Here is a 19,427-nt window from a genome sequence, read left to right on the forward strand (position 1 = left end):
GCCCCGATAGATCTCGGGCACGTGCATCGTAGCCCAGAGCTACGCGCGCGTAAGCCGCTTCTCGAAGCGCCACTGCTCGACCGGGAACGGCCCGTTCGAGGTCTCCGACAACATCATGAAGGTGCCGGCATTGCGCCAGCCGCTCTTCTGGTAGAACCGCGCGGCCCGCGCGTTGCCGACCGCGCATGCCAGCCACGCCAGCTCCACGCCGCGCGCGGCGAGCCGAGCCTCCGCGTCGGCGATCAGCGCCGCAGCCACACCCGAGCCGCGCGCTTCGGCCGACACGAAGAGCTGATTCAGTTCGTCCCCCTTGAGGGCACAGAAGCCAAGCGGCGCGCCGGCGGGGCCGACGACGCGGACATCGGGGAACTTGAGTGCGAGCCGGTCGCGAAAGCTTGGAACGGTCCGGAGCCGGACCAACTCGGGCGGCGCCAGATGCGCATGCGACTCATGCCAGGCGTCGTGCCACACTAGCGCGAGATGATCGACCTCACCGGCATCAGCGGGACGCACCTGCATTGTCGACACTCCATAAGGCATGGGTTGCAGCCCGGATCGAGCGAACCAACCTACCCTGCCCGCGCCTTGCTCCAGTCGGGTCCGACCGGTCCCGATACGCCCGCGAAGGCCCCGTCGACCAGCTCGAACACCAGGATGCGGGCGGCATCGACCGGGCCCGGCATGGTGATGCGGCCCTTGTCGACCCGCTTGAAGCCGACGCGGCTGTAATAGGGCTCGTCGCCGACCAGCAGCACGAGGCGGTGCCCCTTTTCCTTGGCGTCCTTCAGCGCGCGCTCCATCAACAGACGGCCGACCCCGCGGCTGCGGAACGGCGGCTCGACGGTGAGCGGCCCGAGCATCAGCGCTGGCGTCTCGCCGATCAGGATCGGCAATTGCCTGACCGAGCCGACCAGCAGCGTGCCGATATGCGCCGTGAAGGAAAGTTCGAGCAGATGGTCGACATGCTCGCGGATGCGGTAGGCGCTGAGCACGAAGCGGCCGGGGCCGAAGGTACGTTCGTGCAGCCGTTCGATCGCCTGGGCGTCGCCGGCGGCTTCGGGATGGATGGTGAGCGAGAGATCGGTCATGTTGACCGGCGGGATAACATCTCAGCGGGCCGTGGTCCACCGGGCTCTTGCGCGATCGAACCCTGTGACGTGACGCGGGTAAAGACGGTCGCGAACAGCAGCGTCCAGAACGACAGCATCAGGATGGGAATGATGTAATACGGCGTGAAGACGGGATGCGTGGCAAAGAACGCGAGATTCAGTACGAGATTGACGGCGACCAGCAGCGTGAGTTTCCTGACGCCGGCATGGCCTGCGAAACGCCACAACAGCGCGGTCCAGACACAGGCGATCACGATCAACGGGAATTGCGTGTCGCCGAGATAGGCCCGCAGCACGGCAGGATCGAGGCTCCGCGGAGCCGTATCCTGGCCGCCATAGGCCGAGACCAGCGGGTTACCCGAATTGACGAAGTTGGCCGCGAATACCGGCAACAGGCCGACGAGAATCGACAGGCCGAGCGTAAGACCAGCTGCGTAGGTCGCGCGGCTACGCCAGATCAGGAACGACAGCCCGAAGAACAGGAAATAGCCGGCCGACAGAACCACGTTCGCGATCCTGAAGCTCGCGGACAGGCCGAGCAGAAGGCCGACGGCCGCGACCACCAGCAGGCGGCGCCGGCCGTCATCGACGAACAGCCTCGCGGTGAACAGGCCCGCCAGCGCGCACACGACCATGGTCGGCGCGATCGAATAGCTCGCCTTGGCCGGGTTGATCATGAAGTAGATCGACAGCACGCCCAACGCTGCGGCCGCTGTCAACGACGCCGGCTCCCGTGCCCGCCGCAGACCGTACAGCGCCAGACCGGCAATGATCATGTTCGCCAGCGCATACAGCGGAATGACCTGGAATCCCTCCGGGAAAAGCGCCAGCGCGAAGCCCGTGCCCGGCGGCGGCGTCATCACCCATTTGCTGCCGTCGGCGGTCTGGGTGTGGCAGGGCGCCCGCGTCGGATCGCGCCAGTTCGGAAAATCGATGCTGCGCAATTTGCCCGCGAGATAGCCGTCGGTTTCACGGGCGAGGTTGGTGTCGAGCCCTTGCCATCCGAACCGCTGAACAGATGCGCTTGCCTGAGATAGCAGATGTCGTCATAGACGCCGCGGCTCTCGCTCCAGTGCGAAATCAGCCTGACGTTGCTGGTCAGAATTGCCAGAAACACAATTGAAAAAAATACTTTGACAGCTCTCATGGGCTCTCGCCGGGCCTGCCGGCCTAGCCTGGAAATGGTTCGCCTGTACAGGAAAAGCACCGGCAAGTATAGCAAGGTGGGGATTTTGGAGGTGAGGCCGCCGTGGCCGACATGAGTTTGGGTCCGGGCTTGGGTTCAAGCGACACGTGCCGCAGCGCCGCAAAGAAGGCCGGCGCGCCGCGGGTCCTGCTCGTCATTCCCTGCTTCAACGAGGAGGCCTCGATCGGCGGTCTCCTGAGCGAGATCGCCGCGATCGGCCGCGGCTACCACACCCTGGTCATCGACGACGGCTCGTCCGACGCGACGTGCGCGGTGGCAAGCTGCCGCTCGCCCGTCGCCCGCCTCGCGCAGAATCTCGGCATCGGCGGCGCCGTGCAGACCGGCTTCAAATACGCGGCGCGGCAGGATTTCGATTTCTGCATCCAGATCGACGGCGACGGGCAGCATGATCCGCGTGCGATCGAGACGCTGCTCGATGCCTATCGCAGCCACCCGACCAACATCACCATCGGAAGCCGCTTCATCGACCATTCCGGCTTCTGCTCGACGCCGATGCGCCGCGCCGGCATCAGGCTGATCGTGCTTGCGCTCAACGGGCTCTTCACCGGCGGCCGCATCACCGATCCGACCAGCGGCATGCGGCTGCTCGACCGCTCGGCCATCGCCTTCTTCGCCAGGTCCTATCCTGCTGATTTTCCGGAGCCAATCTCGCTCGCCTGGGCGATGCGCGCGGGGCTGACCGTCAGCGAGGTCCCGGTCGAGATGCGGGCGCGGAAGGCCGGCGTCAGCTCGATCGACGGAATCAAGTCGGCGAGCTACATGATCCGCGTCCTCGGCTACATCCTGCTCGCGCGTCTGGTGAGAGCGCCATGACCCCGAGACTGCCAGCGGTGATTTGCAATCCCATCGTTCCATCGAACCTTCCGAGGAGGCAGCCGTGACAAGTCCCCTTCCGAGCCCGGAGACGGTCGTCATCATCTCCGCTTTCGCGTCGATCTACATGCTGGTGCTGTTGCGCAAGACGCTGCAGGGGAAGTTCGATCTCTATGACTTCATGATGCTGTCCATGGTGGCGATCATACCGGCGGGCTTCGCGCTGTTTCCAAACCTGGCCTATCTGGTCAGCCATTTGACCGGCGTCGTGTTTCCGTTCGTCGTGATGTTCGGCACGCTGTTCCTGGTGGTGTTCGCGTTCATGCACAACATGACGGCGCAGCTGCACCGGCTGGAGCGGCAGAACTGCGCGCTGATCCAGGAGCAGAGCCTGCTGGCGCTGGAGCTGAAGGCGAAGGAGTGCGGGCGGACAAGCGGGACGAATGTTGCCTGAAGAGAAGCAAGCCGCCAACGCTCCGACACCTCTCCCGAAGGGAGAGGTGAACCGAGCAAGCCGACCGAGCCCAATTTCATCATGTCCTCGGCGTTTCACGCCACGTCGACATCAACGGCTGGCCGTCCAGCACCTCCGCAAGCCTTTGCCGCGTGCCATGCGTGGTCCCCTCGGGCAACGCCGTGATCGCGAAGAAGCCGCACTCGACGATCTCGTGGTTCGGTTCAGGCAACCGTTCCTGCGTGAACTGCCTGACCACGTAGACCGCGACATGGTCGCGGCGGGAGACGTGGCTGTTGAGAAAGATGCCGTGCAGCACAGCCTCCCCGGTGAGATCGATATCGCCCTCCTCCTTGAGCTCGCGCCGCATCGCCTGCTCCATGGTCTCGCCGAGATCGACGCCGCCGCCGGGCAGATACCAGCCGCTGATGTAGCTGTGCCTGACCAGGAACACCCTGTTCTCGTCGTCCAGCACCACGGCGCGGACGCCGAGCGTCATGCCGCGGACCAGCAGGAAATAGGCGTGGAAGATTCGCCGCAGCAGCGGCTCGAATTTCCGTCGGACGCGGTTCAGACGATCCCCCATCAGGCTCCCAAGAGACTTCGCAAGAAACTTCGCAAGAAAACTCCCAAGAAAACTCCCAAGAAAACTCCCAAGAAAACTCCCAAGAAAACTCCCAACAGGCCCCTGCCCGGACCCCGCTTGCACGTTGCCCGCGACCTTGCCATTACAGCAAACGAATAGCGAGGCAATCGCGCGTCATGGCCCCCTTCACGCTCGCCCATCTGTCCGACCCGCATCTGCCGCCCTTGCCGAAGCCGCGGCTGATCGAACTCGCGGGCAAGCGCGCGCTCGGCTACGTCAACTGGACCCGCAACCGCCACAAGTACCAGCGCCGCGAGGTGCTCGACGTACTCGTCGCCGACGTCAAAGCGCAGGCACCCGACCACATCGCCGTCACAGGCGACCTCGTCAATCTGGCGCTCGAGGCGGAGTTCGCGCCCGCGCGGGCCTGGCTCGACGATGTCGGCCCGCCCGACCGGGTCACCACGATACCCGGCAATCACGATGCCTATGTCCGCGCCACCTTTCATCGCTTCGGCGAGACCTTTGCGCCCTATCTTGCCGGCGACGACGGCAGCACCGGGTTTCCGAGCCTGCGCCGGCGCGGGCCGCTCGCGCTGATCAGCCTGTCCACGGCGGTGCCGACCTTGCCGCTGATGGCCACGGGCACGCTCGGCCGCGAGCAGCTCGCGGCCCTCGAACAGATGCTCGAACGGCTTTCGGCCGAGGATGTCTTCCGGGTGCTGCTGGTGCATCATCCGCTGAAGTCGGACGCGCGCCAGAAGCGGATGACGGATTCCGGAGAACTGCTGGCACTCTTGAAACGCCACGGCGTCGAGCTGATCCTGCACGGGCACGACCACATTCATTCGACGATGTGGTTCGAGGGCCCCAACGGCAACATCCCCGCGGTCGGCGTGCCGTCGGCCTCCGCGCTCGCGCACGGGCGCTACCCGGCCGCGGCGTATAATCTGTTCACGATCGAGAAGGACAATGCCGGCTGGCGCTGCGAGCAGACGGTGCGGAGTCTGGAGTCCGGATTTCAGATCCGGCAGATCAAACATACGAGGCTGGTTTAACCGGCTGTCATTCCGGGGCATGCGGAGCATGAGCCCGGAATCCATCGAGCCACGCGTATGAGGATAAATGGATTCCGGGCTCGCGCTTCGCGCGCCCCGGAATGACAACGCCTCACCAGCTCCGCAGGGCCGCCAGCACGGCAACCCCGAACAAGGCGGCGGCACCGAGTACGAATCCGAACACGAACGGCCAGACTCGCGAGCGGCGTGGCGGCGGCGCGGCCTCGGACTTTGGCTCCGATGGCACCACCAGCGCGCGCTCGCGTTCGATCATGCGGCGGGCGACATAGTCGGTGACGGCTTCGACGATCACCGGAATGTCGTGCGATTCGGCGAGCACGATGCGGCCGAAGCGGGTGTCCTGGACGAAGCGGTACATCCGCTTGTCGCGCCCCATCAGGATGTGCGCGACGACGTCGATCCAGAGCCTCGGCGTATCGCCCTGGCTGACGCCGCGGTCGAACAGGTCGATCTTGTCAGGCACCTGGGCGAACAGGGGATCGAGCGCGTCGTTGAGGATCTCGAGCCGCGCCACCTCGGCGTCGCGCAAATCGACGACCACGCCGGTCCGGTCGGCGGCCTCGATCCGTGCGCGCAGCAGCGCGTCGCGCAGCCGCACCGGGCGCGGCTGGCTGGGATGGGTCCCGCTGGTCTCGGGCTCTGACATTGTCGGCCTCGTCCTCGACTATCCTCCGTTAACCTATCAGCAACCAATCCTTCCGCAAAGGGTTCGCAATTCCAGAGACTTACGGCGCCGCAGCCGGCTCACCTGTGCCAAAAACAGACGATCCCACCCAGGCAAAGCCTGGATGGGACCATCCGTCCTTGGACGTCTTCTTGAATTGAGACCGTCAGGCCGAGACGCGCGCCGGCTCTTCCACGATCGAGAAGCGGACGCCGGCCTTGTGGCGGTTCTCTTCCGAGACGGTGCGCCAGGCGTCCTCGGCTTCCGTGCGGGTCTTGAACGGACCCTGCACCTGGGCCGAGCCTTCCACGAGCTTGTGGAAGTTCATCGAACCGAACTCGCCGCCGATCACCCAGAAATTGCTGCCTTTGGTCATTGTCAGTCTCCTGTTTGCTAGCGTGATGCGTTAGCCGAACTGGTTCATCGTGTTGTGAGCGCCGCCCGCCTTCAGGGCAGCCTCGCCGGCGAAGTATTCCTTGTGGTCGTCGCCGATGTCGGAGCCGGCCATGTTCTGATGCTTGGCGCAGGCGATGCCCTGACGGATTTCCGCGCGCTGGACGTTCTTGACGTAGCCCAGCATGCCCTGCTCGCCGAAATACTCCCTGGCGAGATTGTCGGTCGAGAGCGCTGCCGTGTGATAGGTCGGCAACGTGATCAGGTGGTGGAAGATGCCGGCACGCTTGGCGGAATCGGCCTGGAAGGTGCGGATGCGCTCGTCGGCTTCGATGGCCAGCGGCGTATCGTCGTATTCCGGCTTCATCAGCTCGGCCCGGTTGTACTTGCTGACGTCCTTGCCCGCTTCCTTCATCGCGTCGTAGACCTGCCAACGGAAGTTGAGGGTCCAGTTGAACGACGGCGAGTTGTTGTAGGCGAGCTTGGCGTTGGGAACCACCTTGCGGATCCGATCGACCATCTTGGCGATCTGCTCGATATGCGGCTTTTCGGTTTCGATCCACAGCAGATCAGCACCGTTCTGCAGCGAGGTGATGCTGTCGAGCACGCAGCGATCTTCGCCGGTGCCGGGACGGAACTGATAGAGATTGCTGGGCAGGCGCTTCGGACGCAGCATCTTGCCGTTGCGGTTGATGATGACGTCGCCGTTGCGGGCGTTCTCCGGCGTCACTTCCTCGCAATCCAGGAAGCTGTTGTACTGATCGCCGAGGTCGCCCGGCTTGTGGCTGACGGCGATCTGCTGCGTGAGGCCGGCGCCGAGCGAGTCGGTGCGGGTCACGACGACGCCGTCTTCGACGCCCAGTTCGAGGAACGCATGGCGGCAGGCCCGGATCTTGGCCAGGAACACCTCGTGCGGCACGGTGACCTTGCCGTCCTGGTGGCCGCACTGCTTCTCGTCAGAGACCTGATTCTCGATCTGCAGCGCGCAGGCACCCGCCTCGATCATCTTCTTGGCGAGCAGATAGGTCGCCTCGGCATTGCCGAAGCCCGCGTCGATGTCGGCGATGACGGGGACGACATGCGTCTGGAAGTTGTCGATCTTCTCGATCAGTTCCTTCTCGCGGGTCTTGTCGCCTTCCTTGCGCGCCTTGTCGAGGTTGCGGAAGATGTCGTTGAGCTCGCGCGAGTCGGCCTGACGCAGGAAGGTGTAGAGCTCTTCGATCAGCGCCGGCACCGAGGTCTTCTCGTGCATCGACTGGTCGGGCAGCGGTCCGAACTCGGAGCGCAGCGCCGCGATCATCCAGCCGGAGAGATAGAGGTAGCGGCGATCGGTCTTGCCGCCGAAGTGCTTCTTGATCGAGATCAGCTTCTGCTGCGCGATGAAGCCGTGCCAGCAACCCAGCGACTGGGTGTACTTGGTCGGATCGGCGTCATAGGCCGCCATGTCGCTGCGCATCAGCGCCGCGGTGTAGCGGGCGATGTCGAGGCCGGTCTTGAAGCGGTTCTGCAGGCGCATGCGCGCGACGGCCTCGGCCTTCACCCCGTTCCAGGTCGGCTTGGTTTCGAGGAGCGCCTGGGCCGCCTCGATCTCGCTCTGATACGAGGCCGGGCGCTGCAGGGCGTTGATGCCACGGGGCTGGTAGTTCATGTGCTCGATCCTTTCGCTGATGACAAGCTGCTAGCATTGTCATCGACATTTTTGACAGTGCATTGCGAAATGCGTGTCCTGAGCTAAACGCGAGAAAGGGAAGTTCGTATAGAGGGCTTGTATTTGAATGGTGATGTCATGTAACATCGGAACATGTAATAGATGTTATTTTGTAAATCTTGTAACAATATAGGACAGCATTGCTGCCCTTAGCGCCTCTGGAGCTTCTAAAATGCCCGCCGAGCCCGGGAAGAAACTGTTCGTCGGCCCCCGCTTCCGGAGGATCCGGCAGCAATTGGGGCTGTCGCAAACCCAGATGGCCGAGGGGCTCGGGATCTCGCCGAGCTACGTCAACCTGATCGAGCGCAACCAGCGCCCGGTGACCGCGCAGATCCTGCTGCGGCTGGCCGAGACCTACGACCTCGACCTGCGCGACCTCGCCACCGCGGACGAGGATCGCTTCTTCGCCGAGCTGAACGAGATCTTTTCCGATCCGCTGTTCCGCCAGATCGACGTGCCCAAGCAGGAGCTGCGCGACCTCGCCGAGCTATGCCCGGGCGTGACTCACGCACTGCAACGGCTCTACGCGGCCTACACCGAGGCCCGCCAGGGCGAGACGCTGGCCGCGGCGCAGATGGCCGACCGGGATGTCGGCACGCGCTACGAGGCCAATCCGGTCGAGCGCGTGCGCGAGCTGATCGAGGCCAACCGCAACTATTTTCCGGAGCTCGAACAGGCCGCCGAAACCTTGCGCGACGAGCTGAACGTGCCGGCCGAAGGGCTCTATGCCGCGCTCGCCGCGCGGCTGCGCGAAAAGCACTCGATCCAGACCCGCATCATGCCCGTCGACGTGATGCGCGAAACACTGCGGCGTTTCGACCGTCACCGCCGCCAGTTGCTGATCTCGGAACTGGTCGACCCGCCCGGCCGCGCCTTCCAGCTCGCCTTCCAGCTCGGCCTCGGCGAATGCGCGCAAGCCCTGGAGACCATCATCGGCCGCGCCGGTCCGCTCGACGACGCGCCGCGGCGGCTGTTCCGCATCACGCTCGCCAACTATTTCGCGGCTTCCGTGATGATGCCCTATCCGGCGTTCCTGGCCGCCGCCGAGGCCTTGAGCTACGACATCCATCTGCTGGCGCAGCGCTTCAACTCCGGCTTCGAGCAGGTCTGCCATCGCCTCACCACGCTGCAGCGGCCGAATGCGCGCGGGATTCCGTTCTTCCTGCTGCGCGTCGACAATGCCGGCAACGTCTCCAAGCGGTTTTCCTCCGGCACGTTCCCGTTCTCGAAATTCGGCGGCACCTGCCCGCTGTGGAACGTGCACTCGACCTTCGACACGCCGGATCGGCTGCTCAAGCAGGTGATCGAGCTGCCCGACGGCACGCGCTATTTCTCGATCGCGCAGATGGTGCGCCGGCCGGTGGCGCCGCATCCGCTGCCGCAGCCGCGCTTCGCGATCGGTCTCGGCTGCGAGATCCGCCACGCCTCCCGCCTCGTCTACGCCGCCGGAATGGACCTGGAGAAAACCGAAGGCACGCCGATCGGCGTCAACTGCCGCCTCTGCGAGCGCGAAAACTGCGCCCAGCGCGCCGAGCCGCCGATCACGCGCACGCTGATCCTGGACGAGACGACACGGCGGGTGAGTTCGTTCGCGTTCTCGAATGCACGGGAGCTCTGAGGGTTGCCATTGGCGCCGTCACCATAACGCCTCTCGCAGTTAAAGGAACTTCCGTTTTTTCCCAACGTTATCGCTGTAGAAGGGCGGCGCGGCTTATTTGACGCCGGTCGGCGACATGAAGAACTTTTCAAATGCGGCATTCGCACCTGACGTGATCGAGGCCATGACCGCCGCCCTTGGCGCTGCGGTCGCCACACTGCCGGAGCCGGTGCATTCGGGGCATGTCGACACCATTGCCCAATCCATTCTCCGCACGGCCAGCACCGGCGAGCGCAACGTCGCGGTCTTGCAGCGGATTGCGCTGATGGAGCTCAGCCTTGCGCCGGGAACATGACGAGGTGAACCCATGAGAGTTGAGGCGGGCGTTGTAGCAGCCGTTCTGGCGCTTTGCGGCTCTGCGGTTGCGCACGCGGAGAGCTGGGCCGCCTATCGCATTCCTGAAACCGGGACCACGGTAGACATCCCCGCCTCGATATTCACGGAGGACGCCGGCAAGCCGGACGGCCAAGGGCAGCGGTTTCGCTCGGCGGACGGCAGAGCCGATCTGACCGTGCAAGCGGTGCCCCGGACGGGCGAATCTCCCGCCGCCTTCCTAGCCCGGAAGAATCCACCGTCCGGCATCGTCTACAAGCGGATCACCCCGCACTTCTTCGTCGTGTCGAGCGTCAAGCGCGACACCATCTGGTACGACCGCTGCAACTTTTCGGTCCGCTACGTCCACTGCGTGCTGATCAACTATCCCGCGGCCGAGAAGCGCCAGTGGGACGCCGTCGTGACCAGGGTCAGCCACAGCCTTGGCGGCAGCTGACGCCCTCACGACTCTCTTTGGTTAACCCCGCACTAATCCGCCCGCGCGATCTGCAACCAAGGATTAAGCACGCCTCAACATCGCTGCCATAGTCTCGCCCCACTCACTTTTCGCAAACAACGGTGGCCTATCCTGCCGGGCGAAGTGACATCAGGGGGTTCATCATGCGCATTGCGTTGCTGCTGACCGCAACCATCGTCGGCGCGCTCTTCGCCAGTCCATCCAGAGCCGGATCGCTGGATGCCGACGCAGCGCAGCCGCTGCCGCCGGGCTTCCAGAGCTACCGCGGCTACATGTTCGACGTGTCCGAGAATCGCGACCGCAAGGACGTCGACAAGCTCATGGACAATCTGAAGAGCCAGATCGACGTCGTCGAAGGCGCCGGCCTCTCTCCGCGCGTGCTGCGCTTCTTCCATACCGTTCCGATCGTTGCGAGCGAGCTGGCCTGCCTCGACGAAGGCGCCGCGACCGCGTGCTACGGCCGGGTCACACCGGACATCCAGCGCACCGCTCCGCGGACGCTGACGGTCTGGGACCCCAACAAGCAGCGCTGGAGCAATCCCAATGCCGTCGACCTCGCGGTCGATTCGGGCCTCGGCGTCATCATGCTGCGCCCCGACATGATGCGCTACGAGAAGGAAGCCGTGCTGTTGCACGAGATGCTGCACGCCTTTCACGCGCGGCTGCTGCCGGACGGCTACGCCAACAAGGGCGTGATCGGCCATTATGCCCTAGCCAAGTCCAAGGACCTGCTGCCCAAGGACTCCTACGCGATGAAGAATCCGATGGAATTCTTTGCCGTGACCTCCAGCATCTTCCTGGCCGGAAAAAGCGAATTCCACGACCCGAAGTCGCGTGAGGCGCTCAAGGAGAAGATGCCGGACTATTACAAATATCTGGTCGGCGTGTTCGGCTTCGACCCCGAGCCGGCGGCATCCAACGGCCCGGTTGCCTCGCTGAAGTGAGGCGACTCCGCCAACTCACCCCGAAAGCCGCGAGAAAATGCGCGGCTTTTTTGTTTTGCCAACCGGAAGCTGCGGATGACGCCCCGCCGGGAATTGCCAAGGCGGGGCCCGATCTGCATAGTCCCGCCCGCATCGATACTGTTTTCAAGAGGATAGAAGAACATGGCGGACGCCGACCTGGATGTCGTGATCCGGCAACTGGCCAGACAGCTGCATACGGGCCTGATGACCCGCGCCAAGGAGCGGCGGGATCGCTTCAACGGCCTCGCGGCCAAGGCCAAGGGCAAGGAGACCGGCGAGCGCTTCAAGATGTTGGCCAAGGCCAGCATGGAGCAGGCCACTGCCGCCGCAAAACGCCTGCAGATGTCCGCCGACAACGTCGCCGACAGCTACGCCCGCGCGATGCGCCTCGCCGCCAGCACGCCGATTGCGGTGAAGGCGGAAAAGAAGGCGAAGGAGAAGCCTGAGAAAAAGGCGGCCAAGGCGAAGAAGGCACAAGCCCAGAAGGCGAGGTAGGCACGACCGTTACCCTTCACCTCGCCCCGCTCGCGGGGAGAGGTCGGATTGCATCTCAGATGCAATCCCAGTGAGGGCGAGTCTCCGCGGATCCAACACTCACCGTATTCGCTGATAGAGGCCATCACCCCAACCCTCTCCCTGTAAGAACGGGGCGAGGGAGAAAAAATCCTCTCACCGCCGCGACGCAGAGGCCTGGGTCGGCTCGGCGCTCGCGAGTTCGGCGAGTTTGGCACGCGCCGCATCGTGGGTGCGGGCGTCCTTGCCGGCCGGCAGCGCAAGCGCGGCTTCGAAATCGGCGCGGGCATCATCGGCCTGGCCGCGGGCGAGGAAGGCAAGACCCCGGTCGAGGCGGGCCTGGGCAACCGACGGATCGAGGCGGATCGCCGTGTTGTAGCTCAGGATCGCGCGATCGAGATCGCCGCTGCCGGCAAGCGCCAGACCGCGCTCGTGATAGGGCGCAGCGAGCTTTGGATTGTGCGCAATCGCTTCGTCATAATCCTCGATGGCGAGCTCGAGGTCGCCATTCTGCCGGCGCGCCAACGCCCGGTCGCGATAGAGCGTGGCGCGGTTGGGATTGAGGTGGATGGCCTCGTCGAAATCCGCGATCGCCCGCCGCCAGTCGCCGTGGCGCAACGCGATCCGGCCGCGTCCCTCATAGGCGAAAGCGATCAGCGAGCCGCGGAGCGGCGAGAAGCCGATCACGGCCGAGCAGATGTCGGGCTCGTCCTCGTCCCCGCAATTGACGACGGTATGCGTGGACAGGCCGACGAGCACGCCCAGGACGATCAGCAATGGTACCGCAGCTTTGGTCATCTTCGACGGCGACCGGCATTGGGCCGGCCACGCATCCCCTTTCGAAGAAACAATCTCGTCGCGCTGTTACCACCGCCGCGGGCGATTTTATGTGCGCCAAGTCACAAAGCGGGGAGCAATTTCCGGCCTGTTCCATCAACCCCAGGGACCACGAGCAGGACCGCGCGACGAGCGGCCCCACGGGCCTCGCGGCGGATAGTTTTCGTTGGCGCCGACCGACGGCGCGGCCCGCGCGCCAAGCTCGCCCGCGAGCTGCCGGAGCGCCGCGACGCGGTTCTGCGTCGAAGGATGGGTGGCGAACAGATTGTCCACGCCATGGCCCGACAGCGGATTGATGATGAACATGTGCGCGGTCGCGGGATTTCGTTCGGCATCATAGTTCGGCACCTGATGCGCGGCGCCTTCGATCTTCACCAGCGCCGACGCCAGCCACATCGGCTGTCCCACGATGCGCGCGCCGAGATCGTCCGCTGCGTATTCGCGCGTGCGGCTGATCGCCATCTACACCAGCATGGCCCCGAGCGGCGCCAGGATCATCATCAGGATCGAGCCGACGATTCCCGGGCCGTTGTTATTGTCGCGGTGGCCGCCGAAGAACATGCCGAACTGCGCCAGCATCGAGATCGCACCGGCGATGGTGGCAGTGATCGTCATCAGCAGCGTGTCGTGATTCTTGACGTGGGCAAGCTCATGCGCGATCACGCCGGCAAGCTCCTCACGGCTGAGCTGCCGCATCAGGCCGGTGGTGACGGCGACAGCCGCATTCTCGGGATTGCGGCCGGTCGCGAACGCGTTGGGCTGTGCCTCGTCCATCAGGAACACGCGCGGCATCGGCAGCCCGGCGCGGCCCGCAAGCTCGGCGACGAGACCGACCAGCTCGGGCGCACTGTTACGGTCGACCTCATGGGCGCCGTACATCGAGAGCACCATGCGGTCGGAATTCCAGTAGGTGAAGAGATTGGTCGCTGCGGCAATGACGAGCGCGATCATGGCGCCGGAGGCGCCGCCGATCAGATAGCCCACCCCCATGAACAGAGCGGTGAGCCCTGCAAGCAGCATTGCGGTACGAAGATAGTTCATGGCCGTCTCCTGGGCGGCCGCAGGCGAGCCTCGGCCGGCGCACTTGAGGTAGGGATGACCCCGGCCCGGGCGCAAGGTTTCAGGGTGCGTCGCGGAGCCGCGGCACTGGTTTGCGCTCGATCATTCCATTAAACTTCGTCAAGAATCCAAGCGTCTCCCTCCCCCGGAAACCTCATGCTCCAGACCCGATTTGCGATCGCGGCCGCCGCTCTGCTCACGCTCGCCCTTCCCGCCTCCGCCCAGCTCGCGCCGCCGCCCGCCAAACCCGCCGTTCCCAAAACCACGGCCTCCAAGGCCACCGCCCCCTCGCCGCGCGCGGCGTCGTGCCACAATGGCGCGAGCTTCGATCGCTTCCTGGCCGACGTGAAACAGCAGGCCGTTGCCGCCGGCGTGTCGCAGCGGACGATCGCGGAGGCCTCGCCATACCTCGTCTACGACCAAGGCATCGTCAACCGCGACCGCGGCCAGCGCGTGTTCGGCCAGCTCTTCACCGAATTTGCCGGCCGCATGGCCGCGCCCTATCGCATGCAGAACGGCCAGCAGCACATCAAGACCCACGCGGCCGCGTTCGCGCGCGCGGAAAAGGAATATGGCGTGCCGCCGGCAGTGATCGCGGCGTTCTGGGGCCTCGAAAGCGATTTCGGCGTCAACATGGGCAATCTGCCGACACTGAAATCGCTGGTGTCGCTGGCCTATGATTGCCGGCGCTCGGAGATGTTCGTGGGCGAGACCATCGCCGCGCTGAAGATCATCGACCGCGGCGACTTGCATCCGGACGAGATGATCGGCTCCTGGGCCGGTGAGCTCGGCCAGACGCAGTTTTTGCCGGTCCATTACGTCAACTATGCCGTCGACTATGACGGCGACGGGCGGCGCGATCTGCTCCGCAGCGAGGACGACGTGATCGGCTCGACCGCGAACTACATCGCCAACGGACTGAAGTGGCGGCGCGGCGAGCCGTGGCTGGAAGAGATCAAGGTGCCGCAGAACCTGCCGTGGGATCAGACCGATCTCACCGCGCAGCAGCCGCGCTCGAAATGGGCGCAGCTTGGCGTCACCTATCCCGACGGACGGCCGCTGCCGAGCGACAATCTCGCAGGCTCGGTACTGCTGCCGATGGGACGCTTTGGACCGGCCTTCATGGCCTACCCGAATTTCGCGGCCTACACCGAATGGAACAACTCGCTGATCTATTCGACCACCGCGGGCTATCTCGCCTCGCGCATCGCGGGCGCCGCACCGATGCGCAAGCCGAGCCAACCGGTCGCACAACTGCCGTTCAACGAGCTCAAGGAATTGCAGCAATTGCTGGTGCGCGCCGGCTTCAATGTCGGCAAGGTCGACGGCGTACTGGGCCAGCAGAGCCGCGCCGCGGTGAAGGCGATGCAGATCAAGCATGGCCTGCCGGCGGATTCCTGGCCGACTGCCGAGCTTCTGGCCCGCATGCGCGGCGGCACCGCACAGGCGCAGCCGGCGAGCGCAGTCCGGTAAGCCCTCCTCCGTCATTCCCCGCGAAGGCAGGGAATCCAGTACGCCGCAGCCTATCGGCTCAATCACTGCTGCCTCAGAGTACTAGATCGCCCGGTCCTGGTGCGCAATTGCGCACTGGCCGGGCGATGACAGCGAGGGTGTGGCGCGATAGAATTTTCGCATCGCACAAGCCGCCTCCGCGATTGTATTTTTCCATGACGCTCCCATGTGAGTGGCTCAGGTTTTCTCCTGAGATTCCCCATCCATTCAAGCGAGCATCACATGTCCTTCCACGACGCCGTCGTCCCCGCGTATCTGCAAATGCTGAACAGCCTCACCGGCCTCCTCACCAAGGCTGAGGCGCATTGCGCGGCGAAGAAGGTCGACCCGAGCGTCCTGCTTGGCTCCCGCCTCTTCCCGGACATGCTGCCGCTGTCGAAGCAGATCCAACTCGTCAGCGACTTCGCCGCCAAGGGCTGCGCCCGGCTGACCCACAGCGAAGTGCCCTCCACACCCGACACCGAGACCAGCTTCGCGGAGCTGAAGCAGCGGCTGGCGAAGACCATCGATTATGTGAAGTCGTTCAAGCCCGAGCAGTTCGAGGGCGCCGAGACCAAGGACGTCACCTTCCCGGCCGGTCCCGACAAATCCATCACCATGAAGGGCCAGCAATTCCTCAGCGCGTTCTCGCTGCCGAACTTCTATTTCCACGCTGCGACCGCACACGGCATCCTGCGCCACAACGGTATCGAGATCGGCAAGCGCGATTTCCTCGGCGCCAACTGATTTGCGAGTTCGTACGGCTGCAGCAGGCGAAATCCGCTGCCGCAGCCAAAACTGCACATGAATTATGCTACGCGGTCCCCGCCGCGTAGCTCGCCTGCACTTTCCGTATGGCTCATCCCTTGCGCTGATTGCCGCGATGCACAAGTGTTCCGGACCTCTCACCGCCCGAAAGCATTGCCATGAGCCGTCCGACCAAATTGTTTGAGACTTACAAGCTCGGCCCGATCACGCTGGCCAACCGCCTCGTGATGGCGCCACTGACGCGCAACCGCGCCGTTCCCGGCACTTTCGTACCGGGTGCACTCGCCGCAGACTATTACGCCCAGCGCGCTTCCGCAGGGCTGCTCATCACCGAGGCGAGCCAGGTCTCGCAGCAGGGCCAGGGCTACCAGGATACGCCCGGCATCTACACCAAGGACCAGGTCGCAGGCTGGCGCAAGGTCACCGACGGCGTCCATCAGCGCGGCGGCAAGATCTACATCCAGCTCTGGCATGTCGGCCGCATCTCGCATGTCGATCTCCAGGCCAGTGGCGCAGCTCCCGTGGCGCCGAGCGCGATCCGCGCCAAGGGCAAGACTTTCGTGAATGGCGGCTTCGCAGACGTCTCCGAGCCCCGCGCGCTCGAGCTCTCCGAAATTCCCGGCATCATCGACGACTTCAAGCGCGCCACGAAGAACGCGCTGGAAGCGGGCTTCGACGGCGTCGAGATCCACGGCGCCAACGGCTATCTGCTCGAGCAGTTCGCCAAGGACGGCGCCAACAAGCGCACCGATGCCTATGGCGGCTCGATCGAGAACCGCGCGCGGCTGATGCTGGAAGTGTCCAAGGCCGTGGTGGCCGAGGCCGGCGCCGACCGCACCGGCATCCGCATTTCGCCAGTGACGCCGGCCAACGACATCTCGGACTCGAACCCGCAAGCCTTGTACGACCATATCGTCGACGGCCTGAGTGCGCTCAAGCTGGTCTATCTCCACGTCGTCGAAGGCGCCACGGGCGGTCCGCGCGACTTCGCGCCGTTCGACTATGCGAGCCTGCGCAAGCGCTTCGCCGGCGCCTACATCGCCAACAACGGCTACGATTTCGATCTCGCAACCAAGGTGCTGGACGCCAACGCTGCCGACCTCATCGCCTTCGGCAAACCGTTCATCTCCAACCCCGACCTGGTCGAGCGGCTGAAGACGGGCGCGGCGCTGAACGACTGGGACAAGAACACGTTCTACGGCGGCGGCGCGAAGGGCTATACGGATTACCCGACGCTGGCGGCCGAACCGGCGGAGTAATTTTCTCTCCACACATGACGCTGTCATGCCCCGCGAAGGCGGGGCATCCGGTACGGCGCGGCTTCTCGGTTCAATCACTCCCGTCTCTGGAATACTGGATCGTCCGCCCTAGTGCGCAATTGCGCACAAGGCGGACGATGACACCGGGAATGTGGAACGTATGCGCCACAAAGAAAAAAGGCCGGGATTGCTCCCGGCCTTTCGTCGTCATGTGACCAGCCTTACTGCAGCGAGGCGCGCTTGGGCGGGGTTGCCGGCCACGACTTGATCAGCGTGTCGTAGTCGACCGTCTCGCCCTTCGGCTTCTCGTTGGCGAGCTTGCGCTGCGGCGCGATGGTGCCGTCCTTCTGGGCCTTGGCGTACCAGTACTCGGCGGTCTCCTTCTTGTGCAGCTTCGGACCGCAGGCGCCTTGCACGCCCGACTTCTCCAGGCGCTCCATGACGGAGTCCTGTGCGGCGGCAAGCGAGTCCATCGCGGCCTGCGGCGTCTTCGCACCGGACGACGCATCGCCGATGTTCTGCCACCACAGCTGCGCCAGCTTGGGATAGTCGGGCACGTTGTTGCCGGTCGGGGTCCACTGCACGCGCGCGGGCGAACGGTAGAACTCGATCAGGCCGCCGAGCTTCGGCGCACGCTCGGTGAACGACTTGTCCCAGATGTCGGATTCACGAATGAAGGTGAGACCGACATGGCTCTTCTTCAGCGACACCGTCTTGGAGACGATGAACTGGAGATAGAGCCAGGCTGCCTTGCGGCGATCCGCCGGGGTCGACTTCAGCAACGTCACAGAGCCGGCGTCCTGATAGCCGAGCTTCATGCCCTCCTTCCAGTACGCGCCGTGCGGCGACGGAGCCATACGCCATTTCGGCGTACCGTCCGCGTTCATCACCGCGATGCCCGGCTTCACCATGTCGGCGGTGAAGGCGGTGTACCAGAACATCTGCTGGGCGATGTTGCCCTGCGCCGGCACGGGACCGGACTCCGAGAAGGTCATGCCCTGGGCCTGCGGCGGAGCGTACTTCTTCATCCACTCGAGGTACTTGGTGATCGAGTAGACCGCGGCCGGACCATTGGTGTCACCACCGCGCTCGATCGACGAGCCGACCGGACGGCAGCCTTCCATGCGGATGCCCCATTCGTCGACCGGCAGACCGTTCGGGATGCCCTTGTCGCCGTTGCCGGCCATCGACAGCCAGGCATCGGTGAAACGCCAGCCGAGCGACGGGTCCTTCTTGCCATAGTCCATATGGCCGTAGACCTTGACGCCGTTGATCTCCTTGATGTCGTTGGTGAAGAACTCGGCGATGTCCTCGTAGGCCGACCAGTTCACGGGCACGCCGAGCTCATAGCCGTATTTGGCCTTGAACTTGGCCTTGTAGTCCGGGTTGGTGAACCAGTCGTAGCGGAACCAATAGAGGTTGGCGAACTGCTGGTCGGGCAGCTGATAGAGCTTGCCGTCGGGCGCGGTGCCGAACGACTTGCCGATGAAGTCGTTGACGTCCAGCATGGGATCGGTGACGTCCTTGCCCTCGCCGGTCATGTAATCCGACAGCGCGATGGTCTGGCCGTAACGGAAGTGCGTGCCGATCAGGTCGCTATCGTTGATCCAGCCGTCATAGACGTTCTTGCCGGACTGCATCTGGGTCTGCAGCTTCTCGACCACGTCACCCTCCTGGATGATGTCGTGCTTGAGCTTGATGCCGGTGAGCTCGGAGAACGCCTTGGCCAGCGTCTGCGATTCGTATTCGTGGGTCGTGATGGTCTCGGAGACGACGTTGATCTCCATGCCCTTGAATGGTTCGGCGGCCTTCGCGAACCACTCCAGCTCCTTCTTCTGGTCGTCCTTCGACAGCGTCGAGGGCTGGAATTCCGCAATCCACTTCTGGATGGCGGCGTCGTCAGCGGCGCGGACCGGCGCCGAGACGGCGAACGCCACCGCAATGATGGCTGCCGCACTTGATACGCTCAGCAAGCTGACTTTGGTCAGCGGACCTTTGCTTCTAGACCGTCGCATGTTGTTTCCTCCGTTGCAGCGACAAACTTTTGTACAGGCCCGGGTTGGTCCCGGATCTGG

The 19,427-nt window shown here is 64.4% G+C and carries 20 protein-coding genes and 1 pseudogene; 11 read left to right on the forward strand and 10 right to left on the reverse strand.

The window, feature by feature from the left end; genetic code table 11:
- Positions 1-39 precede the first annotated feature (39 nt).
- The 3 genes from WHZ77_RS26180 to WHZ77_RS26190 are packed head-to-tail and all read right to left on the reverse strand — an operon-like array spanning position 40 to position 2,053.
- Positions 40-519, reverse strand: a complete 480-nt coding sequence (locus tag WHZ77_RS26180; protein WP_375310592.1) for a GNAT family N-acetyltransferase — start codon at positions 517-519, stop codon at positions 40-42.
- Between the two features lie 50 nt (positions 520-569).
- The gene (locus WHZ77_RS26185) at positions 570-1,088 is read right to left on the reverse strand and encodes a GNAT family N-acetyltransferase (protein ID WP_375310593.1); all 519 of its coding nucleotides are present in this window, start codon (positions 1,086-1,088) and stop codon (positions 570-572) included.
- Positions 1,085-2,053: a hypothetical protein gene (locus tag WHZ77_RS26190; RefSeq protein ID WP_375310594.1), complete on the reverse strand. Its 969-nt coding sequence runs from the start codon at positions 2,051-2,053 to the stop codon at positions 1,085-1,087. Before WHZ77_RS26190 ends, WHZ77_RS26185 begins: the two co-directional genes overlap by 4 nt.
- Before the next feature lie 332 nt (positions 2,054-2,385).
- On the opposite strand from WHZ77_RS26190, the gene WHZ77_RS26195 reads away from it, so the two are divergent.
- Together WHZ77_RS26195 and WHZ77_RS26200 are read left to right on the forward strand one after the other, a co-directional pair.
- Positions 2,386-3,129 carry a glycosyltransferase family 2 protein gene (locus WHZ77_RS26195; RefSeq protein WP_375310595.1) on the forward strand — a complete coding sequence of 248 codons (744 nt, stop codon included), beginning with the start codon at positions 2,386-2,388 and terminating at the stop codon, positions 3,127-3,129.
- A gap of 64 nt (positions 3,130-3,193) precedes the next feature.
- Positions 3,194-3,583, forward strand: coding sequence for a DUF2304 domain-containing protein (locus WHZ77_RS26200; protein ID WP_375310596.1), 390 nt, complete (start codon positions 3,194-3,196; stop codon positions 3,581-3,583).
- Between the two features lie 79 nt (positions 3,584-3,662).
- On the opposite strand, the gene WHZ77_RS26205 is transcribed toward WHZ77_RS26200, so the two are convergent.
- Positions 3,663-4,169, reverse strand: a complete 507-nt coding sequence (locus WHZ77_RS26205; RefSeq protein ID WP_375310597.1) for an NUDIX domain-containing protein — start codon at positions 4,167-4,169, stop codon at positions 3,663-3,665.
- Between the two features lie 176 nt (positions 4,170-4,345).
- On the opposite strand from WHZ77_RS26205, the gene WHZ77_RS26210 reads away from it, so the two are divergent.
- Entirely contained in the window at positions 4,346-5,227 is an 882-nt protein-coding gene (locus WHZ77_RS26210) for a metallophosphoesterase family protein (RefSeq protein ID WP_375310598.1), read from the forward strand.
- A gap of 112 nt (positions 5,228-5,339) precedes the next feature.
- Here the strand turns inward: WHZ77_RS26210 and WHZ77_RS26215 are convergent, their stop codons facing one another.
- The 3 genes from WHZ77_RS26215 to WHZ77_RS26225 all read right to left on the reverse strand — a co-directional run bounded on the left by WHZ77_RS26215 (position 5,340) and on the right by WHZ77_RS26225 (position 7,953).
- Positions 5,340-5,894, reverse strand: coding sequence for a hypothetical protein (locus tag WHZ77_RS26215; RefSeq protein WP_375310599.1), 555 nt, complete (start codon positions 5,892-5,894; stop codon positions 5,340-5,342).
- 184 nt (positions 5,895-6,078) lie between these two features.
- Positions 6,079-6,288, reverse strand: coding sequence for a hypothetical protein (locus WHZ77_RS26220; protein ID WP_015688019.1), 210 nt, complete (start codon positions 6,286-6,288; stop codon positions 6,079-6,081).
- A 30-nt stretch (positions 6,289-6,318) separates the two neighbouring features.
- Positions 6,319-7,953 carry an isocitrate lyase gene (locus WHZ77_RS26225; RefSeq protein ID WP_375310600.1) on the reverse strand — a complete coding sequence of 545 codons (1,635 nt, stop codon included), beginning with the start codon at positions 7,951-7,953 and terminating at the stop codon, positions 6,319-6,321.
- A gap of 232 nt (positions 7,954-8,185) precedes the next feature.
- Here WHZ77_RS26225 and WHZ77_RS26230 point away from each other — a divergent pair, with 232 nt between their 5' ends.
- The 5 genes from WHZ77_RS26230 to WHZ77_RS26250 all read left to right on the forward strand — a co-directional run bounded on the left by WHZ77_RS26230 (position 8,186) and on the right by WHZ77_RS26250 (position 11,920).
- The gene (locus WHZ77_RS26230; protein WP_375310601.1) at positions 8,186-9,631 is read left to right on the forward strand and encodes a short-chain fatty acyl-CoA regulator family protein; all 1,446 of its coding nucleotides are present in this window, start codon (positions 8,186-8,188) and stop codon (positions 9,629-9,631) included.
- Positions 9,632-9,746: 115 nt separating this feature from the next.
- A complete protein-coding gene (locus tag WHZ77_RS26235; protein ID WP_375314815.1) occupies positions 9,747-9,965 on the forward strand; it encodes a hypothetical protein in 219 nt (72 codons plus the stop codon).
- A gap of 12 nt (positions 9,966-9,977) precedes the next feature.
- Positions 9,978-10,439, forward strand: coding sequence for a hypothetical protein (locus WHZ77_RS26240; protein WP_375310602.1), 462 nt, complete (start codon positions 9,978-9,980; stop codon positions 10,437-10,439).
- 164 nt (positions 10,440-10,603) lie between these two features.
- Positions 10,604-11,404 (forward strand): hypothetical protein, encoded by an 801-nt coding sequence (locus WHZ77_RS26245; protein WP_375310603.1) that lies wholly within the window; start codon positions 10,604-10,606, stop codon positions 11,402-11,404.
- Positions 11,405-11,566: 162 nt separating this feature from the next.
- Complete coding sequence (locus tag WHZ77_RS26250; protein WP_375310604.1) at positions 11,567-11,920, forward strand: hypothetical protein; 354 nt, start codon at positions 11,567-11,569, stop codon at positions 11,918-11,920.
- Between the two features lie 174 nt (positions 11,921-12,094).
- On the opposite strand, the gene WHZ77_RS26255 is transcribed toward WHZ77_RS26250, so the two are convergent.
- The gene (locus WHZ77_RS26255; protein WP_375310605.1) at positions 12,095-12,736 is read right to left on the reverse strand and encodes a tetratricopeptide repeat protein; all 642 of its coding nucleotides are present in this window, start codon (positions 12,734-12,736) and stop codon (positions 12,095-12,097) included.
- Positions 12,737-12,871: 135 nt separating this feature from the next.
- A pseudogene (gene htpX, locus WHZ77_RS26260) lies at positions 12,872-13,816 on the reverse strand (zinc metalloprotease HtpX).
- Between the two features lie 174 nt (positions 13,817-13,990).
- Between htpX and WHZ77_RS26265 the strand changes: the two are divergent.
- The 3 genes from WHZ77_RS26265 (at position 13,991) to WHZ77_RS26275 (ending at position 17,352) form a co-directional block, all read left to right on the forward strand.
- Positions 13,991-15,307 (forward strand): lytic murein transglycosylase, encoded by a 1,317-nt coding sequence (locus tag WHZ77_RS26265; protein ID WP_375310606.1) that lies wholly within the window; start codon positions 13,991-13,993, stop codon positions 15,305-15,307.
- Positions 15,308-15,568: 261 nt separating this feature from the next.
- On the forward strand, positions 15,569-16,072 hold the full coding sequence (locus WHZ77_RS26270; protein ID WP_375310607.1) for a DUF1993 family protein: 504 nt from the start codon (positions 15,569-15,571) through the stop codon (positions 16,070-16,072).
- A 179-nt stretch (positions 16,073-16,251) separates the two neighbouring features.
- Positions 16,252-17,352, forward strand: coding sequence for an alkene reductase (locus tag WHZ77_RS26275; RefSeq protein ID WP_375310608.1), 1,101 nt, complete (start codon positions 16,252-16,254; stop codon positions 17,350-17,352).
- 221 nt (positions 17,353-17,573) lie between these two features.
- On the opposite strand, the gene WHZ77_RS26280 is transcribed toward WHZ77_RS26275, so the two are convergent.
- A complete protein-coding gene (locus WHZ77_RS26280) occupies positions 17,574-19,367 on the reverse strand; it encodes an ABC transporter substrate-binding protein (protein WP_375310609.1) in 1,794 nt (597 codons plus the stop codon).
- Positions 19,368-19,427 lie beyond the last annotated feature (60 nt).

It is taken from the genome of Bradyrhizobium sp. A5, from assembly GCF_042076515.1.
GTDB classification, from domain to species: Bacteria; Pseudomonadota; Alphaproteobacteria; order Rhizobiales; family Xanthobacteraceae; genus Bradyrhizobium; species Bradyrhizobium cosmicum.

Coding starts and splice junctions, on each gene's coding strand:
- WHZ77_RS26180 (WP_375310592.1), bottom strand. CDS start 519: ATGCAGGTGCGTCCCGCTGATGCCGGTGAGGTCGATCATCTCGCGCTA.
- WHZ77_RS26185 (WP_375310593.1), bottom strand. CDS start 1,088: ATGACCGATCTCTCGCTCACCATCCATCCCGAAGCCGCCGGCGACGCC.
- WHZ77_RS26205 (WP_375310597.1), bottom strand. CDS start 4,169: ATGGGGGATCGTCTGAACCGCGTCCGACGGAAATTCGAGCCGCTGCTG.
- WHZ77_RS26210 (WP_375310598.1), top strand. CDS start 4,346: ATGGCCCCCTTCACGCTCGCCCATCTGTCCGACCCGCATCTGCCGCCC.
- WHZ77_RS26215 (WP_375310599.1), bottom strand. CDS start 5,894: ATGTCAGAGCCCGAGACCAGCGGGACCCATCCCAGCCAGCCGCGCCCG.
- WHZ77_RS26220 (WP_015688019.1), bottom strand. CDS start 6,288: ATGACCAAAGGCAGCAATTTCTGGGTGATCGGCGGCGAGTTCGGTTCG.
- WHZ77_RS26225 (WP_375310600.1), bottom strand. CDS start 7,953: ATGAACTACCAGCCCCGTGGCATCAACGCCCTGCAGCGCCCGGCCTCG.
- WHZ77_RS26230 (WP_375310601.1), top strand. CDS start 8,186: ATGCCCGCCGAGCCCGGGAAGAAACTGTTCGTCGGCCCCCGCTTCCGG.
- WHZ77_RS26235 (WP_375314815.1), top strand. CDS start 9,747: ATGAAGAACTTTTCAAATGCGGCATTCGCACCTGACGTGATCGAGGCC.
- WHZ77_RS26240 (WP_375310602.1), top strand. CDS start 9,978: ATGAGAGTTGAGGCGGGCGTTGTAGCAGCCGTTCTGGCGCTTTGCGGC.
- WHZ77_RS26245 (WP_375310603.1), top strand. CDS start 10,604: ATGCGCATTGCGTTGCTGCTGACCGCAACCATCGTCGGCGCGCTCTTC.
- WHZ77_RS26250 (WP_375310604.1), top strand. CDS start 11,567: ATGGCGGACGCCGACCTGGATGTCGTGATCCGGCAACTGGCCAGACAG.
- WHZ77_RS26255 (WP_375310605.1), bottom strand. CDS start 12,736: ATGACCAAAGCTGCGGTACCATTGCTGATCGTCCTGGGCGTGCTCGTC.
- WHZ77_RS26265 (WP_375310606.1), top strand. CDS start 13,991: ATGCTCCAGACCCGATTTGCGATCGCGGCCGCCGCTCTGCTCACGCTC.
- WHZ77_RS26270 (WP_375310607.1), top strand. CDS start 15,569: ATGTCCTTCCACGACGCCGTCGTCCCCGCGTATCTGCAAATGCTGAAC.
- WHZ77_RS26275 (WP_375310608.1), top strand. CDS start 16,252: ATGAGCCGTCCGACCAAATTGTTTGAGACTTACAAGCTCGGCCCGATC.
- WHZ77_RS26280 (WP_375310609.1), bottom strand. CDS start 19,367: ATGCGACGGTCTAGAAGCAAAGGTCCGCTGACCAAAGTCAGCTTGCTG.